The 19955-nt window shown below is 64.8% G+C and carries 17 protein-coding genes and 2 tRNA genes; 1 reads left to right on the top strand and 18 read right to left on the bottom strand.

Annotation, left to right across the window (positions count from 1 at the left end; genetic code table 11):
- Nucleotides 1-15: 15 nt before the first annotated feature.
- The 18 genes from fusA to rlmB all read right to left on the bottom strand — a co-directional run bounded on the left by fusA (nt 16) and on the right by rlmB (nt 19701).
- Nucleotides 16-2139 carry an elongation factor G gene (gene fusA / locus GBO37_RS11130; RefSeq protein WP_252929007.1) on the bottom strand — a complete coding sequence of 708 codons (2124 nt, stop codon included), beginning with the start codon at nt 2137-2139 and terminating at the stop codon, nt 16-18.
- Nucleotides 2140-2157: 18 nt separating this feature from the next.
- Nucleotides 2158-2628, bottom strand: a complete 471-nt coding sequence (gene rpsG / locus GBO37_RS11125) for a 30S ribosomal protein S7 (RefSeq protein ID WP_042252807.1) — start codon at nt 2626-2628, stop codon at nt 2158-2160.
- Nucleotides 2629-2640: 12 nt separating this feature from the next.
- A complete protein-coding gene (rpsL, locus tag GBO37_RS11120) occupies nt 2641-3012 on the bottom strand; it encodes a 30S ribosomal protein S12 (protein WP_042252808.1) in 372 nt (123 codons plus the stop codon).
- A 256-nt stretch (nt 3013-3268) separates the two neighbouring features.
- Nucleotides 3269-4084 (bottom strand): glycosyltransferase, encoded by an 816-nt coding sequence (locus GBO37_RS11115; RefSeq protein ID WP_139599499.1) that lies wholly within the window; start codon nt 4082-4084, stop codon nt 3269-3271.
- Nucleotides 4084-5022 (bottom strand): DMT family transporter, encoded by a 939-nt coding sequence (locus tag GBO37_RS11110; RefSeq protein WP_139599500.1) that lies wholly within the window; start codon nt 5020-5022, stop codon nt 4084-4086. The genes GBO37_RS11115 and GBO37_RS11110 overlap by 1 nt, the downstream gene beginning before the upstream one ends.
- Before the next feature lie 44 nt (nt 5023-5066).
- Nucleotides 5067-5438: a hypothetical protein gene (locus GBO37_RS11105; RefSeq protein ID WP_252929006.1), complete on the bottom strand. Its 372-nt coding sequence runs from the start codon at nt 5436-5438 to the stop codon at nt 5067-5069.
- A gap of 114 nt (nt 5439-5552) precedes the next feature.
- A complete protein-coding gene (gene rpoC / locus GBO37_RS11100) occupies nt 5553-9791 on the bottom strand; it encodes a DNA-directed RNA polymerase subunit beta' (RefSeq protein ID WP_045981373.1) in 4239 nt (1412 codons plus the stop codon).
- A gap of 52 nt (nt 9792-9843) precedes the next feature.
- On the bottom strand, nt 9844-13989 hold the full coding sequence (gene rpoB, locus GBO37_RS11095) for a DNA-directed RNA polymerase subunit beta (protein WP_252929005.1): 4146 nt from the start codon (nt 13987-13989) through the stop codon (nt 9844-9846).
- A 228-nt stretch (nt 13990-14217) separates the two neighbouring features.
- Entirely contained in the window at nt 14218-14589 is a 372-nt protein-coding gene (gene rplL / locus GBO37_RS11090) for a 50S ribosomal protein L7/L12 (RefSeq protein WP_042249114.1), read from the bottom strand.
- A 65-nt stretch (nt 14590-14654) separates the two neighbouring features.
- Nucleotides 14655-15170 (bottom strand): 50S ribosomal protein L10, encoded by a 516-nt coding sequence (rplJ, locus tag GBO37_RS11085; RefSeq protein ID WP_045981375.1) that lies wholly within the window; start codon nt 15168-15170, stop codon nt 14655-14657.
- A gap of 236 nt (nt 15171-15406) precedes the next feature.
- Nucleotides 15407-16105, bottom strand: coding sequence for a 50S ribosomal protein L1 (gene rplA / locus GBO37_RS11080; protein WP_046001339.1), 699 nt, complete (start codon nt 16103-16105; stop codon nt 15407-15409).
- A 2-nt stretch (nt 16106-16107) separates the two neighbouring features.
- Entirely contained in the window at nt 16108-16560 is a 453-nt protein-coding gene (rplK, locus tag GBO37_RS11075) for a 50S ribosomal protein L11 (RefSeq protein ID WP_045981377.1), read from the bottom strand.
- 76 nt (nt 16561-16636) lie between these two features.
- Nucleotides 16637-17173 (bottom strand): transcription termination/antitermination protein NusG, encoded by a 537-nt coding sequence (gene nusG, locus GBO37_RS11070; protein ID WP_045981378.1) that lies wholly within the window; start codon nt 17171-17173, stop codon nt 16637-16639.
- Between the two features lie 172 nt (nt 17174-17345).
- The gene (gene secE / locus GBO37_RS11065; protein WP_042249102.1) at nt 17346-17540 is read right to left on the bottom strand and encodes a preprotein translocase subunit SecE; all 195 of its coding nucleotides are present in this window, start codon (nt 17538-17540) and stop codon (nt 17346-17348) included.
- A 97-nt stretch (nt 17541-17637) separates the two neighbouring features.
- Nucleotides 17638-17713: transfer RNA gene (locus GBO37_RS11060), tRNA-Trp, on the bottom strand.
- Nucleotides 17714-17768: 55 nt separating this feature from the next.
- The gene (locus GBO37_RS11055) at nt 17769-18200 is read right to left on the bottom strand and encodes a CoA-binding protein (RefSeq protein WP_046001338.1); all 432 of its coding nucleotides are present in this window, start codon (nt 18198-18200) and stop codon (nt 17769-17771) included.
- 206 nt (nt 18201-18406) lie between these two features.
- Nucleotides 18407-18808, bottom strand: a complete 402-nt coding sequence (locus tag GBO37_RS11050; RefSeq protein WP_045981380.1) for a YHS domain-containing (seleno)protein — start codon at nt 18806-18808, stop codon at nt 18407-18409.
- A gap of 89 nt (nt 18809-18897) precedes the next feature.
- Complete coding sequence (gene rlmB / locus GBO37_RS11045) at nt 18898-19701, bottom strand: 23S rRNA (guanosine(2251)-2'-O)-methyltransferase RlmB (protein ID WP_045981381.1); 804 nt, start codon at nt 19699-19701, stop codon at nt 18898-18900.
- Nucleotides 19702-19825: 124 nt separating this feature from the next.
- On the opposite strand from rlmB, the gene GBO37_RS11040 reads away from it, so the two are divergent.
- Nucleotides 19826-19909: transfer RNA gene (locus tag GBO37_RS11040), tRNA-Tyr, on the top strand.
- Nucleotides 19910-19955: the final 46 nt, after the last annotated feature.

Here is a 19955-nt window from a genome sequence, read left to right as displayed (position 1 = left end):
CGCCCCGCCGCAAGATCAGGCGTATTTCTTCTGGATCTCGTCCGAGATGTTCTGCGGAACGGCCTCGTAGTGGTCGAACTGCATCGAGAACACAGCACGGMCGGACGACATCGAACGCAGGTTGTTGATGTAGCCGAACATGTTGGCCAGCGGCACGAAGGCGTCGATGACGTTCGCGTTGCCGCGGCTGTCCTGCCCCCGGACCATGCCACGACGGCTGGTCAGGTCGCCGATGATCGAACCGGTATACTCTTCCGGCGTGACGACCTCGACCTTCATGATCGGCTCCAGCAGCTTGGCGCCGGCCTTGCGCAGGCCTTCGCGCATCGCGGCACGGGCAGCGATCTCGAACGCCAGGACCGAGGAGTCGACGTCGTGGAACGCACCGTCCGTCAGCGCGACCTTGAAGTCGATGACCGGGAAGCCTGCCAGCGGGCCCGAGTCCATGACGGACTTGATGCCCTTCTCGACGCCGGGGATGTATTCCTTCGGCACCGCACCGCCCACGATCTTCGATTCGAATGAATAGCCTTCGCCCGGCTCGGTCGGGGTGATGGTCAGCTTGATGCGGGCGAACTGGCCCGTACCACCGGTCTGCTTCTTGTGCGTGTAGTCGATGTCTGCCGACTGCGAGATGGTCTCGCGATAGGCCACCTGCGGCGCACCGATGTTCGCCTCGACCTTGAACTCGCGCTTCATGCGGTCGACCAGGATGTCGAGGTGAAGTTCGCCCATGCCCTTCATGATCGTCTGGCCCGATTCAAGATCGGTTTCCACACGGAAGGACGGGTCTTCCGCCGACAGGCGCTGAAGGGCCAGGCCCATCTTCTCCTGGTCGGCCTTCGACTTGGGCTCGACGGCGATCTCGATCACCGGCTCGGGGAAGGTCATGGTCTCAAGGACCACCGGCTTGGCCGGATCGCACAGGGTGTCGCCCGTGGTGGTGTCCTTCAGACCGGCCAGCGCGATGATGTCGCCTGCAAAGGCCTCCTCGATCTCCTCGCGGTTGATCGAGTGCATCATCATCATGCGGCCGACGCGCTCGCGCTTGCCCTTGGTGGCGTTCAGCAGCTGATCGCCCTTCTTCATCACGCCCGAATAGATGCGCGTGAAGGTCAGCGAGCCGACGAACGGGTCGTTCATGATCTTGAACGCTAGGCCCGAGAAGGGCATCGCATCGTCCGCACGGCGTTCGATGTTGCGCGTCTCGGTCTCGTCGCCCGGGGTGAAGCCCATGTAGGCCGGCACGTCCAGCGGGTTCGGCAGGAAGTCGATGACCGCGTTCAGCAGGGGCTGCACGCCCTTGTTCTTGAACGCCGAACCTGCGGTGACGGGGAAGAACGACAGCGACAGCGTGCCCTTGCGGATCAGCGCGCGCAGCGTCTCCTCGTCGGGCTCGTTGCCCTCCAGGTAGGCTTCCATGGCGGCGTCGTCCATCTCGACGGCCAGCTCGATCATGTTCGAGCGCCACTCGTCGGCCAGGTCCTTCAGCTCGTCACGGATGGGCTTGCGGACCCAGGACGCGCCCAGATCTTCGCCTTCCCACACCCACTCTTCCATCTTGATCAGGTCGACGATGCCTTCCAGCTTGTCCTCGGCGCCGATCGGCAGGGCGATCGGGCAAGGGATGCCGCCGGTGCGGTCCTTGATCATACGGACGCAGTTGAAGAAGTCCGCGCCGATCTTGTCCATCTTGTTGACGAACACGATCCGCGGAACCTTGTAGCGGTCGGCCTGACGCCAGACGGTCTCGGTCTGCGGCTCGACGCCGGCATTGGCGTCCAGCAGACAGATCGCGCCGTCCAGAACCGCCAGCGAACGCTCGACCTCGATGGTGAAGTCCACGTGGCCGGGGGTGTCGATGATGTTGAAGCGGTACTTCGTGTCCGAAGTCCCCTCGGTCGTGGGGTCTTCCTGACGCTGCCAGAACGTGGTGGTCGCGGCAGACGTGATCGTGATGCCGCGCTCCTGCTCTTGCTCCATCCAGTCCATGGTCGCAGCGCCGTCATGCACTTCGCCGATCTTGTGCGACTTGCCGGTGTAGTAAAGGATGCGCTCGGTCGTCGTCGTCTTGCCGGCATCGATGTGGGCCATGATGCCGAAGTTGCGATAACGCGGAAGCTGATATTCGCGTGCCATGAAGTGGATCCTTTCGCCTTACCAGCGGTAGTGGCTGAACGCCTTGTTGGCGTCGGCCATCTTGTGCGTGTCTTCGCGCTTCTTGACGGCGGTTCCGCGGCCGTTGACGGCATCGGACAGCTCGCCCGCAAGGCGCTCTTCCATCGTGTTCTCGTTGCGCTTGGCCGCGGCCGTGATCAGCCAGCGGATGGCCAGCGCCTCGCGGCGGATCGGACGGACTTCGACCGGAACCTGGTACGTGGCACCTCCGACGCGGCGCGAACGCACCTCGACGGACGGCTTCACGTTTTCCAGCGCCTCGTGGAAGACCTCGATGGGCTCGCGCTTGAGGCGGGTCTCGACGCGCTCCAGCGCGTTGTAGACGATCCGCTCGGCAATCGACTTCTTGCCGTCAACCATCAGGTTGTTCATGAATTTGGTCAGCACGCGATCGCCATACTTGGCGTCGGGCAGGACATCGCGCTTCTCAGCGGCGTGACGACGTGACATGGATGCCTCTCCTTACTTCGGACGCTTCGCGCCGTATTTCGAACGACGCTGACGACGGTCTTTGACGCCCTGGGTATCCAGCACACCGCGCAGGATGTGGTAACGGACACCCGGAAGGTCTTTGACGCGGCCGCCGCGGATCAGCACGACGCTGTGTTCCTGCAGGTTGTGCTTCTCGCCCGGAATGTAGGAGATGACCTCGAAGCCATTCGTCAGGCGGACCTTGGCCACCTTACGCATAGCGGAGTTCGGCTTCTTCGGCGTCGTGGTGTAGACGCGCGTGCAGACACCGCGTTTCTGCGGGCAGCCCTGAAGGTGCATGGATTTAGACCGCTGCACTCTCGGCTGCCGCGGCTTGCGGATCAGCTGTTGGATCGTCGGCATTCGGTTCCCCGTCTTGCTCTGTCAATACTCGCAACCCACCGGTTGCGCCGCTTCTCGACGGCATCCTGCGCGAATCGCAAAATGCCAAGCCCGTCCCGCCCATAAAGGGCTGACGGGCATAATTCCAGAGGATCGAGGCTGTTCTGCCCGGACCCTGACCTCACAGGTTCTGGCACCCGATGCGGTTTCCCGCCGGGTCGCGTGGTCATAGGGGGAATCCCCGCCCCTGTCAACAAGCCCCAAAGGCCCCTGCGGCCTAGCCCAGGCTGCGCGCCAGCGCGGCCAGATCCGCCCGGCGCAGGCCGAAACGGCTGCGCAGCAGCCTGTTCATCGTGCCTTCCTCGGGCTGCCAGGGCAGGCCCGGCCCCATGTCGCCGGAATCGCTGTCGGCATGGATCGAGCGGATGAACATCAGGGGGCGCGTCACCTGAACGCCCGGCATCCACTGCGCCAGCTTGGTGTGGTTGAAATGCAGCGCCGTCCGCGGCGCGTCGGGCGCCAGGAAGATGGTCAGCGCCACCCCCATGTTGTGACAGATCCGCGGTGTGATCTTCAGCTGGCCGTCGCGCGCCGCGATGATCAGGCCGCGCCCATAGTCCAGCGACAGCTTGCCCTCGGCCTGCCACAGCGGGCTGACGCGCGCGAAATCGGCGCGCGCGCGGGCGATGTAATCGACCGCCACCGCATCGTCGTCGTCGTGGCGGAAATGACCGATCACCTGCGCATCCGGGTCCAGATGCGGCGCCACCGCCGCGTGACAGGCCTCCAGGTGATAGTCCATCGCCGGCACCAGCGACAGGCGCAGCTGCGGCACCCGGTCGCACAGGTCGCGCAGCTGGCCCAGCCAGGGTTCGGGCAGGTCCGGCCCGGTCATGATCACCAGCGTGAAGTCAGGATCGGTCTGCGCCAGCCAACCCGGCAGGGCCACGGTCTGGAACCACAGCCAGCGCCGGGCCAGCCGGTCGGGATCGTACAGATAGGCACGGCGCGCCGCGATGCTGTCATGTTCGACCTGATAGCCGCGCAGTCCCAGATAGGAAAAGCGGCACAGTCCCAGCATCTGCACCCGCATCAGCGCCGCCGTCCCAGTTGAGCCTCGCGCCAGATGGTATAGATGCCCGCCCCCACGACAAGGGCCGATCCGACCCAGGTCCAGAGGTCCGGCCAGTCGCCGAAGATCACCAGTCCCAGAAAGATGGCCATCAGCAGCGAGGTATAGCGGAAGGGCGACACGGCCGCGATCTCTCCGACGCGCATGGCGGCCACGGCGCACAGGTAACCGACGGTCAGGAAGGCGCTGCCCAGGGCCAGCAGGGCAAGGTGCCACAGCTGCGGCATCACCCAGCCCTGCCCCAGGCTGAGGACGAACCCGGTCAGCGTGACCAGCACCGCGCCATAGAACGCGATGGTGTTCGAACTGACGTCGCGCCCGAATTGGCGCGTCGACAGGTCGCGCACCGCGACCAGCAGCATCGCCCCAAGTGCGACCAGCGACCAGATGCCGAACGTGCCGCTGCCGGGGCGCAGGATGATCAGCACACCCAGCATGCCTACCCCCACCGCCAGGATGCGCCGCCAGCCCAGGGTCTCCTTGAAGAACAGCGCCGCCCCCAGCATCACCACCAGCGGCAGCGACTGCATCACCGCCGTCAGGTCGCCGATGGCCATGCGCTGCAGCGCGTTCAGGAACAGCAGGGTCGAGCCGATCTCTCCGACCAGCCGCAGGACCATCGGCGCGCGGGCGGGGGCCGGAATGCGCAGGCGCAGGCCCCCCGCACGCTGCGCGAGGATCATCAGGGCCAGCAGCACGAACACCCCCCGCAGCGTGATCGCCTGGTACAGCGGAATGTCCTGGACCACGAACTTGATGATCGCGTCGTTGCAGGTGAACCCCATCATCGACAGCGTCATCAGCCCTGCCCCGCGCAGGTTGTCGCCCGGTTGCAGCGGTTCTGGCCGGATCGAGGCGGGCCGCGTGCGGCGCAGCGGGGACATCAGGGGCGTGGACATGGCGGCTTTCCGGAACAGGATGGCAGGGGGCTTGCGGCGACTGGTCAGGCCGCCGGAGGATCCCCGCTGTCGGCATCCTGCGCGGGGTGCCGCAGCCGCCCTGCCCGTGCGGGACGTGGTGCGGGCACGGAGGTCGGCTGCGCCCTGGACCGGTCGATCGACACTTGCGCATTGGCATTGCCAACGGCGACAGGATGCTGACGCGACAGGCCCCGATCGGCCTGATCGCCATCGCCGCGATCGGTATCACGCACGAAAGGTTTGACCATGCAGGCGGTTTGACGACGCTGGCACGTCCGCATCGTAAGGGGTTCGGAATGGTGGCCCATGCGGGCCTGGGCGTCTCCTGCCACGATCTGCAACCCGCCCTGCACCGGCAGGGGGAAACGGCACAGACCCAGGGCTTGCATGCGCATCACGGTTCCTTGAACGGCAGATGCAGTATGTGCAGCCCGCAAGGGCGGTCAACCCAAAAGACAAAGGCCCGGCACTGGGTGCCGGGCCTTTGCATCATCAGTCAGGCGTCGCGATCAATCGTCGCTGCCGTCCTGCGGCAGATCCACCGGATCGGCCGCGGGGGTGGCAAAGGAAGGCTCGGGCGCGGCCAGGGCTGCAGCGGCCTCGGCCTCGGCGCGGCGTGCCTCGATCACCTCGGCGTCGCGTTCGGTCGCGATGCGGCGAACGCGCGTGGTCGCACCACCGGTGCCCGCCGGGATCAGGCGGCCCACGATGACGTTCTCCTTGAGACCGACCAGCTTGTCGCGCTTGCCTTGGACGGCAGCCTCGGTCAGCACGCGGGTCGTCTCCTGGAAGGAGGCGGCCGAGATGAAGCTGCGGGTCTGCAGGCTGGCCTTGGTGATGCCCAGCAGGACAGGCTCGCCCGTGGCGGGACGTCCGCCGCGTGCCTCGATCTTGGCGTTCTCCTCGACGAACTCGTCACGCTCGACGTTCTCGCCCTTCAGCAGCGTGGTGTCGCCGCCGTCCAGGATCTCGATCTTCTGCAGCATCTGGCGAACGATCACCTCGATGTGCTTGTCGTTGATCTTCACGCCCTGCAGTCGATAGACGTCCTGCACCTCGTCGATGAGATAGTCGGCCAAGGCCTCGATCCCCATGATGCGCAGGATGTCATGCGGCGCAGGATTGCCGTCCATGATGTAGTCACCCTTCTGCACGAAGTCGCCTTCCTGCACCGGGATGTGCTTGCCTTTCGGCACCATGTACTCGACGGGGGTCAGACCCTCCTCGGACGGCTCCAGCGTGATGCGGCGCTTGTTCTTGTAGTCCTTGCCGAAGCGGACATAGCCGTCGATCTCGGCGATGATCGCGTGATCCTTGGGACGACGCGCCTCGAACAGTTCCGCCACGCGCGGCAGACCACCGGTGATGTCCTTGGTCCGCGCGCCTTCGCGCGGGATGCGGGCCACCACGTCGCCGGGCTTGATCTCCTGGCCGTCCTCGATCGACAGCACGGCATCCACCGACATCGGATAGCTGACCGGGTTGCCCTGGTCGTTGCGCACCGGTTCGCCGTTGGCGTCCATGATGATGATCTCGGGCTTGAGGTCGTTGCCCTTGGGCGCCGACCGCCAGTCGGTCACGATCTTCTGGGTCATGCCCGTCGCATCGTCGGTCTCGTCGCGGACCGAGATCCCCGACAGCAGATCGACGAACTTGGCGATGCCGCCCTTCTCCGCAATGATCGGCAGGGTATAGGGGTCCCATTCGAACAGCTTCGCGCCGCGGATGACCCGCTCGCCTTCCTTCACGAACAGCTTGGAGCCGTAGAACAGCTTGTGGCTGGCGCGCTCCTGCCCCTGGTCGTCCATGACCAGGATCTGCATGTTGCGCGACATCACGACCTGCTCGCCATTGGCGTTTTCCAGGATGCTCTCGTTGCGGAAGGCGATCGTGCCCTCGTGCGAGGCGGCCTGGAACGACTGCTGGCCGCCCTGCGCGATGCCGCCGATGTGGAAGGTCCGCATCGTCAGCTGGGTGCCCGGTTCGCCGATCGACTGCGCGGCGATGATGCCGACAGCCTCGCCGATGTTGACCAGCGTGCCGCGGGCCAGATCGCGGCCATAGCACAGCGCGCAGATCCCGTCCTCGGATTCGCAGGTCAGCGCCGAACGGATGCGCACGGACTGCACGCCCGCCGCCTCGATGGCGTCGGCCTTGCGTTCGTCGATCACCTCGTTGGCGCGGACGATGATCTCGTCCTCGCCCGGCACCAGCACGTCCTCGGCCGCGGTCCGGCCCAGCACGCGCTCGGCCAGCGGGCTGATGACCTCGCCGTCGTTCACGGCGGCAGATGCGGTGATCGCGCGCTCGGTTCCGCAGTCATGCTCGCGGATGATGCAGTCCTGGGCGACGTCGACCAGACGACGCGTCAGATAGCCCGAGTTCGCGGTCTTCAACGCGGTGTCCGACAGACCCTTCCGGGCGCCGTGGGTCGAGTTGAAGTATTCAAGAACGGTCAGACCTTCCTTGAAGTTCGAGATGATCGGCGTCTCGATGATCTCGCCCGACGGCTTGGCCATCAGGCCCCGCATGCCGCCCAGCTGCTTCATCTGGTTGACCGAACCCCGCGCACCGGAATGCGCCATCATGTAGACCGAGTTCGGCTCCATCTCGGCGCCGTTCTCGTCGCGCTTGTTGGCCGAGATGGTGGACATCATGGCCTCGGTCACGCGGTCGTTGCACTTCGACCAGGCGTCCACGACCTTGTTGTACTTCTCGCCCTGGGTGATCAGGCCGTCCAGATACTGCTGTTCGAACTCCTTCACCTGCTCCTGGACCTCGCCGACGATGGTCCACTTGGTGTCGGGCACGACCATGTCGTCCTTGCCGAAGCTGATGCCGGCACGGAAGGCCTCGCGGAAGCCCAGACCCATGATCTGGTCGCAGAAGATCACCGATTCCTTCTGGCCGCAGTAGCGGTAGACGGTGTCGATGACGACCTGCACGTCCTTCTTGCGCAGCAGGCGGTTGACCAGTTCGAAAGGCGCCTTGGCGTTCAGCGGCAGCAGACCGCCAAGCCGCAGGCGGCCCGGGGTGGTCTCGAAACGCTTCCAGACCTCGTTGCCGTTCTGGTCGATCTGCTTCAGGCGCGCCTGGATCTTGGCGTGCAGATGCACCTCGCCGGCGGCCAGGGCATGCTCGACCTCGTCGATGTTGGCAAAGGCCATGCCCTCGCCCTTCATGCCGTCACGCTGCATCGAGACGTAGTACAGGCCCAGGATCATATCCTGCGACGGCACGATGATCGGCGCGCCGTTGGCGGGCGACAGCACGTTGTTCGTCGACATCATCAGGACGCGCGCTTCCAGCTGCGCCTCCAGCGACAGGGGCACGTGCACGGCCATCTGGTCGCCGTCGAAGTCGGCGTTGAAGGCCGAACAGACCAGCGGGTGCAGCTGGATCGCCTTGCCCTCGATCAGGATCGGCTCGAACGCCTGGATGCCAAGACGGTGCAGCGTGGGCGCACGGTTCAGCAGGACCGGGTGCTCGCGGATGACCTCGTCCAGGATGTCCCAGACTTCGGGGCGCTCCTTCTCGACCAGCTTCTTGGCCTGCTTGACGGTGCTGGACAGACCCTTCGCCTCAAGCCGCGAATAGATGAACGGCTTGAACAGCTCCAGGGCCATCTTCTTGGGCAGGCCACACTGATGCAGCTTCAGCTCGGGGCCGGTCACGATGACCGAACGACCCGAGAAGTCGACGCGCTTGCCCAGAAGGTTCTGGCGGAAGCGGCCCTGCTTGCCCTTCAGCATGTCGGACAGCGACTTCAGCGGGCGACGGTTGTTGCCCGTGATGACGCGGCCGCGACGGCCGTTGTCGAACAGCGCATCGACCGATTCCTGCAGCATGCGCTTTTCGTTGCGCACGATGATGTCGGGCGCACGCAGCTCGATCAGCCGCTTAAGGCGGTTGTTGCGGTTGATAACGCGGCGATACAGGTCGTTCAGGTCCGACGTGGCGAACCGGCCGCCGTCCAGCGGGACCAGCGGGCGCAGTTCCGGCGGAATGACCGGGATCACGGTCAGGACCATCCATTCCGGACGGTTGCCCGATTCCAGGAAGCTCTCGACGATCTTCAGGCGCTTGATGATCTTCTTGGGCTTCAGCTCGCCGGTGGCGGCCTTCAGGTCCTCGCGCAGCTGGTCGGCGGTCGCCGCCAGGTCGATGTTCGACAGCATCGCGCGGATGGCCTCGGCACCGATATCCGCCTGGAAGGCGTCGGCACCGAAGTTGTCCTGCGCGTCCAGGAACTCTTCCTCGGACAGCAGCTGGCCATAGGTCAGGTCGGTCAGACCCGGCTCGATGACGACATAGTTCTCGAAGTAGAGGATCCGCTCCAGATCGCGCAGCGTCATGTCCAGCATCAGGCCGATGCGCGACGGCAGCGACTTCAGGAACCAGATATGCGCGACCGGCGCGGCCAGCTCGATATGGCCCATCCGCTCGCGGCGGACCTTCTGCAGGGTCACTTCGACGCCGCATTTCTCGCAGACCAGGCCGCGATACTTCATGCGCTTGTACTTGCCGCACAGGCATTCGTAGTCCTTGATCGGACCAAAGATGCGCGCGCAGAACAGGCCGTCACGCTCGGGCTTGAACGTGCGGTAGTTGATGGTCTCGGGCTTCTTCACCTCGCCGAAGGACCAGGCCAGAATTTCTTCGGGCGAGGCCAGCGAGATCTTGATTTCATTGAACTGCCGCGGCGGGGCCAGCGGGTTCAGGGGGTTGGTGGCGAGTTCCTGGTTCATTCTCAATTCCTAATGAAGGGCATGGAGGAAGGGGTGGTGAGGGCTTTCGCCCTCACTCCTCCTCGTCCACATCCAGGAGTTCCATGTTGAGGCCCAGACCCCGGACCTCCTTGACCAGCACGTTGAACGATTCCGGCACGCCCGCCTCGAAGTTGTCCTCGCCCTTGACGATGGACTCGTAGACCTTCGTGCGGCCGGCGACGTCGTCCGACTTGACCGTCAGCATTTCCTGCAGCGTGTAGGCCGCGCCATAGGCTTCCAGGGCCCAGACCTCCATCTCGCCAAGACGCTGGCCGCCGAACTGGGCCTTGCCGCCCAGGGGCTGCTGCGTGACCAGCGAGTACGGACCCGTGGAACGCGCGTGCATCTTGTCGTCGACCAGGTGGTGCAGCTTCAGGACGTACTTCATGCCCACGGTGACCTTGCGGGCGAACTGTTCGCCCGAACGGCCATCGAACACCACCGACTGGCCCGACGTGTCGAACCCGGCACGGGTCAGCGCGTCGTTGACATCGGCCTCCTTGGCGCCGTCGAAGACCGGCGTCGCGATCGGCACGCCCGTGCGGACGGTGCCCGCATGCTCGCGCAGGGTCTCGTCGTCCAGGCCGTCGAACATCTCGGAATACAGCTCGTCGCCGTAACCGATGCGCATCGCCTCGCGGACCGGAGTCATGTCGCCGTTGCGGCGATACTCTTCCAGCGCCTCATCGATCTTGAGGCCCAGGGCGCGGCTGGCCCAACCCATGTGGGTCTCCAGGATCTGACCCACGTTCATGCGCGACGGCACGCCCAGGGGGTTCAGAACCAGGTCGACGGGGGTGCCGTCCGCCAGGAACGGCATGTCCTCCATCGGGACGACTTTGGACACGACGCCCTTGTTGCCGTGACGACCGGCCATCTTGTCCCCCGCCTGAAGCTTGCGCTTCACGGCGACGAACACCTTGACCATCTTCATCACGCCCGGCGGCAGGTCGTCGCCCTGACGGACCTTCTCGACCTTGTCCTCGAAGCGGGCTTCCAGCAGCTTCTTCTGGGTGTCGTACTGGCCGTTCAGCGCCTCGACATCCTTGGCGATGTCCTCTTCGCTGACGGCCAATTGCCACCACTGGCCGCGAGACATGGTGCCCAGCAGCTCCTCGGTGATCTCGGTTCCCGACTTGATGCCTTTCGGCCCCTTCAGGGCGGTCTTGCCCAGGATCAGGGTCTTCAGACGCGCATAGATGTTGCGGTCCAGGATGCCCTGTTCGTCGTCGCGGTCGCGCGCCAGACGCTCGACTTCCTCGCGCTCGATCTGCAGGGCACGCTCGTCCTTGTCGACGCCGTGGCGGTTGAACACCCGGACCTCGACGATCGTGCCATAGGCACCCGGCGGCAGACGCAGCGAGGTGTCGCGGACGTCGGACGCCTTCTCACCGAAGATGGCGCGCAGCAGCTTTTCTTCCGGCGTCATCGGGCTTTCGCCCTTGGGGGTGATCTTGCCCACCAGGATGTCGCCCGGTCCGCATTCGGCGCCGATATAGACGATGCCGGCTTCATCCAGATTGCGCAGGGCTTCTTCGCCCACGTTCGGGATGTCGCGGGTGATCTCCTCCGGCCCCAGCTTGGTGTCGCGGGCCGCAACCTCGTATTCATCGATATGGATCGAGGTGAACACGTCGTCGCGGTGGATCCGCTCGGAGATCAGGATCGAGTCCTCGTAGTTGTAGCCGTTCCACGGCATGAAGGCCACGACCACGTTCCGGCCGATCGCCAGTTCGCCCTGGTCGGTCGAGGGACCGTCCGCGATGACCTGGTTGGCCACGACCTTCTCTCCGACCTTCACCAGCGGGCGCTGGTTGATGGTCGAGGACTGGTTCGAACGCTTGAACTTGCGCAGGCGATAGATGTCCACGCCCGCGTCGCCTGCGCCCATGTCCTCGGTCGCCCGGACCACGATCCGCTGCGCATCGACCTGGTCGATGATGCCGCCGCGGCGCGCCATGATCGCGGCGCCCGAATCGCGCGCCACGGTGGCTTCCATGCCGGTGCCCACGAACGGCGCCTCGGCACGCAGCAGAGGCACGGCCTGACGCTGCATGTTCGAGCCCATCAGCGCGCGGTTGGCGTCGTCGTTCTCAAGGAACGGGATCAGCGCTGCGGCGACCGAAACCAGCTGCTTGGGCGACACGTCGATCAGGTCGACAGCATCGACCGGGTTCAGCATGAAGTCGCCCGACTGGCGGGTCGAGATCAGCTCGTCGGTGAAGTTGCCGTTCTCGTCCAGGGTCGCGTTGGCCTGCGCCACGGTGTGACGCATCTCCTCGGTCGCGGACATGTAGACGACGTCGTCGGTCACGTGACCGTCGACCACCTTGCGGTAGGGCGTCTCGATGAAACCGTACTTGTTCACCCGTGCAAAGGTGGCAAGGCTGTTGATCAGGCCGATGTTCTGGCCTTCCGGCGTCTCGATCGGGCACATCCGGCCATAGTGCGTCGGGTGAACGTCGCGAACCTCAAAGCCTGCACGCTCGCGCGTCAGACCGCCCGGCCCAAGGGCCGACAGGCGACGCTTGTGCGTCACTTCGGACAGCGGGTTCGTCTGGTCCATGAACTGCGACAGCTGGCTGGAGCCGAAGAATTCACGCACCGCCGCCGCTGCGGGTTTCGCGTTGATCAGGTCCTGCGGCATGACGGTGTCGATCTCGACGCCGGACATGCGCTCGCGGATGGCACGCTCCATGCGCAGCAGGCCGACGCGGTACTGGTTCTCCATCAGCTCGCCGACCGAACGCACCCGGCGGTTGCCCAGGTGGTCGATGTCGTCGATCTCGCCCTTGCCGTCGCGCAGTTCGACCAGGCCGCTGATGCAGGACACGATGTCCTCGTGGCGCAGCGTGCGCTGCGTGTCGGGGGCGTCCAGATCAAGGCGCATGTTCATCTTGACCCGGCCCACGGCGGACAGGTCGTAACGCTCGCTGTCGAAGAACAGCGAGTTGAACAGGTTCGACGCGGCCTCGACGGTGGGCGGCTCGCCCGGGCGCATGACGCGATAGATGTCCATCAGCGCGCCTTCGCGGCCCATGTTCTTGTCGGCCGCCATCGTATTGCGGATGTAGGGACCCACGTTGACGTGGTCGATGTCCAGAACCGGCACATCGGTGATGTCGTTGTCCAGCAGCACCTTCAGCAGGCCGCCGGTCATCTCGCCCTGCTTGTCGTATTCCGCGGTGATCTCGTCGCCGGCCTCGGCATAGATGAAGCCAGTCTGGTCGTTGACGATGTCCTTGGCGACGAAGCGGCCGACGATGCGCTCGAACGGGACGAACAGGTTCAGCTGCTCTTCGGATTCCAGCAGCTTCTTCACCAGGCGCGGGGTGACCTTCTCGCCGGCCTTCGTGATGACTTCGCCGGTATCGGCGTTCACCAGGTCATAGGCAGGCCGGGTGCCGCGCACGCGCTCGGGGAAAAACCGCGTCACCCAGCCCTGCTCGCGCCCCTCGCGGCGCAGGGAGTAGGTCACGGTCTCGTAGAACGCGTCCATGATCGCTTCCTGATCCATGCCAAGGGCATAGAGCAGAGTCGTCACCGGCAGCTTGCGGCGGCGGTCGATGCGGGCGAACACCAGATCCTTGGCGTCGAATTCGAAGTCCAGCCACGAGCCGCGATAGGGAATGATGCGGCAGGCGAACAGCAGTTTGCCCGAGGAATGGGTCTTGCCGCGGTCATGGTCGAAGAACACGCCCGGGCTGCGGTGCATCTGGCTGACGACCACGCGCTCGGTGCCGTTCACGATGAACGTGCCGTTCGTCGTCATCAGGGGCATGTCGCCCATGAAGACGTCCTGTTCCTTGATGTCCTTGACGGATTTCGCCCCGGTGTTCTCGTCGACATCGAACACGATCAGACGCAGGGTGACCTTCAGCGGCGCGGCATAGGTCATGTCGCGCTGCTGGCACTCGTCCACGTCGTATTTCGGCTTCTCCAGCTCGTACTTGACGAACTCCAGCGTGGCCGTCTCGTTGAAGTCCTTGATCGGGAACACCGACTGGAACACGCCCTGGATGCCGTCACCATCGTTATGACCGCTGCCCTCGCCCGAGTTCAGGAACAGGTCATAGGAGGATTTCTGAACCTCGATCAGGTTCGGCATCTCCAGAACTTCACGGATGTTGCCATAATAGCGGCGGATCCGCTTTTGGCCGACATAAGCTTGCGCCATGGGGTCTTGTCACCTTTCGTCTTCGCGCGCGTCCGGGTCGGGGCCCCCGGAACGCACCTACGAATGCAGGGGTGAGGTTCCATTCGTGCCACGCGTCCCACCGCGCGGCTCCCGAACCTCGAACATGCCCTGAAGGAATGTCCGCCAGCCGGACCGCCCTTCAAGACAGGTTCGGCAGGGACCGGGAAACCCCGGACCCTGCCTGTCTTCAACCGATCAAAGGATCGATTACTTCAGCTCGACCTTGGCGCCGGCTGCTTCCAGCTTCTTCTTCACTTCTTCGGCGTCAGCCTTGGAAGCGCCTTCTTTGACCTTGCCGCCAGCTTCGACCAGGTCCTTGGCTTCTTTCAGGCCCAGACCGGTGATGCCGCGAACTTCCTTGATCACGTTGATCTTGTTGGCGCCGGCTTCGACCAGGACGACGTCGAATTCGGTCTTCTCTTCGGCGGCTTCTGCCGAAGCAGCGGGGCCAGCCATCATGACGGCGCCACCGGCAGCCGGCTCGATGCCGTACTCATCCTTCAGGATGGTCTTCAGTTCCTGGGCTTCCAGCAGGGTCAGGCCCACGATTTCTTCGGCGAGTTTCTTCAGATCAGCCATTTTTCCGTTCTTTCCAGTTAATGTTCCAACGTCGGGTCTTCAACCACCAGTCGGGAATAGGTTGCTTACGCAGCCTCACGTTCCTCGAGGGTCGTGAGGATGCTCGCGATGTTCGAAGCAGGCGCGCCAATGGCACCGGCGATGTTCGAAGCGGGCGCACCGAGGCACGACACGATCTGAGCGATCAGCTCATCACGCGACGGCATCGAGGCGACGGCTTTCACACCGGCCGGATCCAGGGCCGAACCACCCATCGCACCGCCCAGGATCACGAAACGATCGTTATCCTTGGCGTACTTGTCGGCGATCCGCGCAGCAGCGGTCGGATCCTCCGAATAGGTGATCACGGTCATGCCCGTCAGGTAGTCGGCGATGCTTGCGCAAGGCTTTCCTTCCAGGGCGATCTTGGCGAGCTTGTTCTTGGCAACGCGAACCGAACCACCCGCTTCGCGCATGCGCGCGCGGAGGTCCTGCATATGTGCAACCGTCATCCCCTCGTAGTGGGCAACCACCACGACGCCAGAGCTTTCGAAGATCTGGCCGAGTTCCTCGACCAGCTGTTCTTTCTGTGCTCTATCCACGGTTTCACTCCAAGTTGGGGGTTTCCCCCCGGCTCTCACTTTTCCCGGTCTCGAACGGGACCGGGTCGGGTCCGTTAGGGCAAGATCACCCGAAGGACTGGGCCTTCGGAAAAACGCTTCCCCATCTCAGGAAGGCAATTAAGCAAGGTTTCCCCCGCACCCTCCGTCTCGGACAGGACAGGGCCGCGTGCGGCCCCGCCATTCCCCGCCCTTGTCCGGCGGGGAAATTCCTGTGGTCAGTTCGCGGTCGCAGAGACCACGTCGATCGACACGCCCGGACCCATGGTCGAGCTGATCGAGACCTTTTTCATGTAGGTACCCTTGGCACCCGTCGGCTTGGCGCGGCTCACCGCGTCCACGAAGGCGCGCAGGTTCTGGGCCAGCTTGTCCTCGTCGAACGAGACCTTGCCGATGCCGGCATGGACGACGCCCGCCTTCTCGGCCTTGAACTGGACCTCGCCGCCCTTGGCTGCTTCGACGGCCGATTTCACGTCCATCGTCACGGTGCCGACCTTGGGGTTCGGCATCAGGTTGCGCGGGCCCAGGATCTTGCCCAGACGGCCGACCAGCGGCATCATGTCCGGCGTCGCGATGCAACGGTCGAACTCGATCTTGCCGGACTGGATGGTCTCCATCAGGTCCTCGGCGCCAACGATGTCCGCACCGGCGGCCTTGGCTTCGTCAGCCTTGGGGCCACGGGCGAACACGGCGACGCGGACGTCCTTGCCGGTGCCTGCGGGCAGGGTCACCACGCCGCGGACCATCTGGTCGGCGTGACGCGGGTCGACGCCCAGGTTCAGCGCGATCTCGACGGTCTCGTCGAACTTGGCCGAGGCCTGTGCCTTGACCAGCTTGACGGCGTCCTCGACGGTCAGGTTGGCCTTGCCTTCGAAGGCGGCGCGGGCGGCGGTCTTCTTCTTGGAAACGTTTGCCATGATCAGCCCCTCACCTCGATGCCGATCGACCGGGCGGAACCGACGATGATCTTCATCGCGGCATCCACGTCGTTCGCCGACAGGTCCTTCATCTTGGTCTCGGCGATCTCGCGGATCTGCTTGACCGTCACGGTGCCTGCAGTGGCACGGCCCGGCTTGTCCGAACCCTTGGCGCGGTTGCGCTTGCCGACCGGCTTCAGGCCGGCTGCCTTCTTGAGCAGGAAGGACGCGGGCGGCGTCTTCGTCTCGAAGGTGAACGACTTGTCGGCATAATAGGTGATGACGACGGGCACGGGCGAACCCTGCTCCATCTCCTGGGTCTTGGCGTTGAACTCTTTGCAGAACGCCATGATATTGATGCCGCGCTGACCCAGGGCCGGGCCGACGGGGGGCGACGGGTTCGCTTGGCCCGCCTTGATCTGCAGCTTCAGGCTGCCAACAACTTTCTTGGCCATCTGGCCTTCTCCTTTGTCATCAAGCCCCGCACGAGGGCCGATTTAGCGGTGCGGCCTCACGGCCTCCCGCAGCTGATCACGAAGATTTCGAAACCTGCGTGAATTCCAGTTCGACCGGCGTCGGCCGGCCAAAGATCGACACGGTCACCTTGATGCGCGAGGAAATCTCGTCGATCTCCTCGACCATCCCCGAGAACCCCTCGAACGGGCCGTCGGTCACACTGACCTTCTCGCCAACGTCAAAGCGGATCAGGTTGCGCGGCGCGGCGGGTGCGCCGTCGTCCGAGCGGTGCAGCATCATGTTCACTTCGTCGTCGCGCATCGGCATCGGTTTGCCCTGCGCGCCCAGAAAGCCGGTGACGCGGTTGATCGAGTTGACCAGGTGATAGGTCCGGTCCGACATCTCCATGTGCACCAGCACATAGCCGGGCATGAAGCGGCGCTCGGACGTCACCTTCTTGCCGCGACGGATCTCGATCACTTCCTCGGTCGGGACCAGGACCTCGTCGATCTGGTCGTCCAGGCCCTTCTCGGCGACGGACTGGCGAATCGCCTCGGCGACCTTCTTTTCGAAGTTCGACAGGACGCTGACCGAATACCAACGTTTTGCCATGTCTCGATCGACCCCTGCTCATCTTTCGGGAATCACGCGGACAGCGCGCCAACCCTTTGAATTCCATGTCGTCCGGAAATATGCAAATCGGCGCGCATGCGCATTCGATGCACGCCGTGTCCCGGACAGTCGGGGGGAAATACCGCCCCCCGCCCGCAATTGCAAGCCCCGATCAGCCGCTGATCAGGCGCAGCCCCTGGGTCAGACCGGTGCGGATCGTCAGGTCGACCAGGAAGAAGAACAGGCTGGTGATCGAGGCGAAGATCAGGACCATGATGGTCGTGGTGATCACCTCGCGGCGCGTCGGCCAGGAAATCTTGGCGGCTTCGGCGCGGACCTGGTTGATGAACTGGACGGGATTGGCCACGGGCGGCTCCTTGGGCAAATGCGACCGCGGGTCTAGCCGGGCACGCCCGGCTTTTCAACCCTGATCGCGGTCAGGACGCAGGTCTGAAGGAAGGACCTGGCAGGGGCAGGGGGACTCGAACCCACGACCCTCGGTTTTGGAGACCGATGCTCTACCAACTGAGCTATACCCCTGAGGTCGGGCCTGATTAGTGCCACCCCGTCCGCCCGTCAAGCAGATATCGGACCGCTACAGGTGGCGCGGAAACTCGATCTTGGGGCAGCGGTCCTGAACCACGGTGATGCCGCGCGCGCGGGCACGCTCGGCGGCCGCGTCGTCGCGCACGCCAAGCTGGGTCCAGATCACCTGCAGGTCGGGCAGATGGGCCAGCGCCTCGTCGACCACCTGCCCCACCGCGTCCGAGCGGCGGAAGATGTCGACAAGCTGCACCCCTTCGGCGGCCGGGATGTCGGCCAGCGTCGCATAGACGCGCTCTCCCAGGATGGTCTGGCCGTCGTGACCGGGATTGACCGGGATGACGCGGATGCCCTGGGACTGCAGATAGCGGGCGACGCCCCAGCTTGGCCGCGCCTCGTTGGGGGACAGGCCCACCATTGCCACGACTTTGGTGTCGCGGGCGATGCGCGCGATGTCGTGATCCTCGTCCGTGTGGATGTCCATGATCGTCCCTCCTCCGGGCCGCAGCCGCAGGTTGCAGCTTCTCATAGAAAAAGCGCCCGGTCCATACGATGGCCGGGCGCAAGTCGCGGAACGAGGGACAGTGATCTGGACATGACCGTTCCGGGGTCATGCCATGAGGTGTAAATGGGCATCAGGCAGAAAAGTTCCACCCCGCTCACGCATTTGTGATTCTTGTGTCGCCGGCGTCAGCGCCACAGGCGCTGAGCCTCTGCCACGATCCCGGCGGGGTCACTGGACAGGCGCCGTTCCGCGGCACCTGATTCCAGCAGGTACAGCCTGCCCGCCACCACCGCGAAATGGCGCGGATCACCCATCTGCGGGCGTCCGTCGACGATGGACACGGGGCACATCCCGTCCAGCGCCGGGGCAAAGGATCGCGGGTTGGCCTCGAACCGGGCGCGATTCTCTTCGGATGCGAAATGCCACAGCTGGCCCTTCCACATCGTCGCGATGTCGCTGCGCCCCGGGGTCGGGCGACCGGCCTGCGCATAGCCCACCGGGTCGAACCCGCCCACGGCCCAGTCCTGCGCCGCCGCGGGAAGCGCGGCCGCAAGGCTGATCAGCAGGCACAGGACAGAGGCTTTCATGACGACTCGACGGTTGCGGTCCGGTCTACTTGACAGCAGCCGGACCAAATCTCAACGCGCGTGACATAATCGTCGCAGGGATGTGATATTCAGGCACGCCCCGCGGCATACAGGGCGACGGCGGCGGCGTTCGACACGTTCAGCGACCCGAAATCGGCGGCAAAGGGAATCCGCGCGACGTGGTCGCAGGTCTTCATCGTCAGCTCCCGCATGCCCGGCCCTTCGGCGCCCATCACCAGGCAGACCGCCCTGCCCGACAGGTCCGACATCAGGTCGGGCAACGATTCGGTGCCGGTGCCGTCCAGACCCACCAGGATGAAGCCCATGTTCTTCAGCTGGGTCAGCGCCTCGGCCAGATTCGGCACGCGCAGATAGGGCTGGCGCTCCAGCGCGCCCGACGCCGTCTTGGCCAGGGCGCCAGTCTCGGGGGCGGAATGGCGGTGCGGGGCGATGACCGCGCGCGCGCCGAACACCTCGGCCGACCGCAGGATCGCGCCGACGTTGTGCGGATCGGTCACCCGGTCCAGCGCGACCAGCAGCGGCCGCGTCTCTCCGGGCGCCTCGCGCAGCGCGACCTCGGACAGGCTGCCCCATTTCAGCGGCTTGACCTCCAGCGCAGCGCCCTGGTGGACGCTTTCGGCGGCCAGCCCCACGGCCTTGTCGAAGATGCGCGGATCGGTGATCTCGGGCTCCATCCCGTGCAGATCGCCAAGCCGGGCCAGCGCATTCTGGGTGACCACCAGGCGCAGCTTCTGGCGCACCGGGTTAGCCAGCGCGTCGCGGACCGCGTGCAGGCCGAACAGCCAGACCGTCTCGGCGGCGGCCGCGCGGCGGGCGCGTTCCTTGTCGATGACCCATGTGGGCTTCTTGGCGTTTCCGCTCTTGTCGGACATGCGCGGCCTCCTTTCCTTGTGGACCCTTCTCTGCGCGCAGGGCGCGCATCGCGCAAGCCCTGGAAATCCGCTTGACGCCCCCCGACGGGGCGGCTAATCACCCCGCACGCCGAAAGCGATCGGCGGGCGACGTGCTGCAAGGTGCGGCAGCGGACTGTAACTCCGCCGGGGAGACCCACGCCTGGTTCGATTCCAGGGTCGCCCACCACTTTCCTGACATTCCGGATGATCAAGTGGTGGCAGGGACCATCCCT

Source organism: Paracoccus sp. 08, from assembly GCF_024105395.1.
GTDB lineage: Bacteria > Pseudomonadota > Alphaproteobacteria > Rhodobacterales > Rhodobacteraceae > Paracoccus > Paracoccus marcusii.
Note: the sequence above shows the minus strand (reverse complement) of the source record. Positions and strands in the feature narration are given on the sequence as shown.

Coding starts and splice junctions, on each gene's coding strand:
- rpsG (WP_042252807.1), bottom strand. CDS start 2,628: ATGTCACGTCGTCACGCCGCTGAGAAGCGCGATGTCCTGCCCGACGCC.
- rpsL (WP_042252808.1), bottom strand. CDS start 3,012: ATGCCGACGATCCAACAGCTGATCCGCAAGCCGCGGCAGCCGAGAGTG.
- GBO37_RS11115 (WP_139599499.1), bottom strand. CDS start 4,084: ATGCGGGTGCAGATGCTGGGACTGTGCCGCTTTTCCTATCTGGGACTG.
- GBO37_RS11110 (WP_139599500.1), bottom strand. CDS start 5,022: ATGTCCACGCCCCTGATGTCCCCGCTGCGCCGCACGCGGCCCGCCTCG.
- GBO37_RS11105 (WP_252929006.1), bottom strand. CDS start 5,438: ATGCGCATGCAAGCCCTGGGTCTGTGCCGTTTCCCCCTGCCGGTGCAG.
- rpoC (WP_045981373.1), bottom strand. CDS start 9,791: ATGAACCAGGAACTCGCCACCAACCCCCTGAACCCGCTGGCCCCGCCG.
- rpoB (WP_252929005.1), bottom strand. CDS start 13,989: ATGGCGCAAGCTTATGTCGGCCAAAAGCGGATCCGCCGCTATTATGGC.
- rplL (WP_042249114.1), bottom strand. CDS start 14,589: ATGGCTGATCTGAAGAAACTCGCCGAAGAAATCGTGGGCCTGACCCTG.
- rplA (WP_046001339.1), bottom strand. CDS start 16,105: ATGGCAAACGTTTCCAAGAAGAAGACCGCCGCCCGCGCCGCCTTCGAA.
- rplK (WP_045981377.1), bottom strand. CDS start 16,560: ATGGCCAAGAAAGTTGTTGGCAGCCTGAAGCTGCAGATCAAGGCGGGC.
- nusG (WP_045981378.1), bottom strand. CDS start 17,173: ATGGCAAAACGTTGGTATTCGGTCAGCGTCCTGTCGAACTTCGAAAAG.
- GBO37_RS11055 (WP_046001338.1), bottom strand. CDS start 18,200: ATGGACATCCACACGGACGAGGATCACGACATCGCGCGCATCGCCCGC.
- GBO37_RS11050 (WP_045981380.1), bottom strand. CDS start 18,808: ATGAAAGCCTCTGTCCTGTGCCTGCTGATCAGCCTTGCGGCCGCGCTT.
- rlmB (WP_045981381.1), bottom strand. CDS start 19,701: ATGTCCGACAAGAGCGGAAACGCCAAGAAGCCCACATGGGTCATCGAC.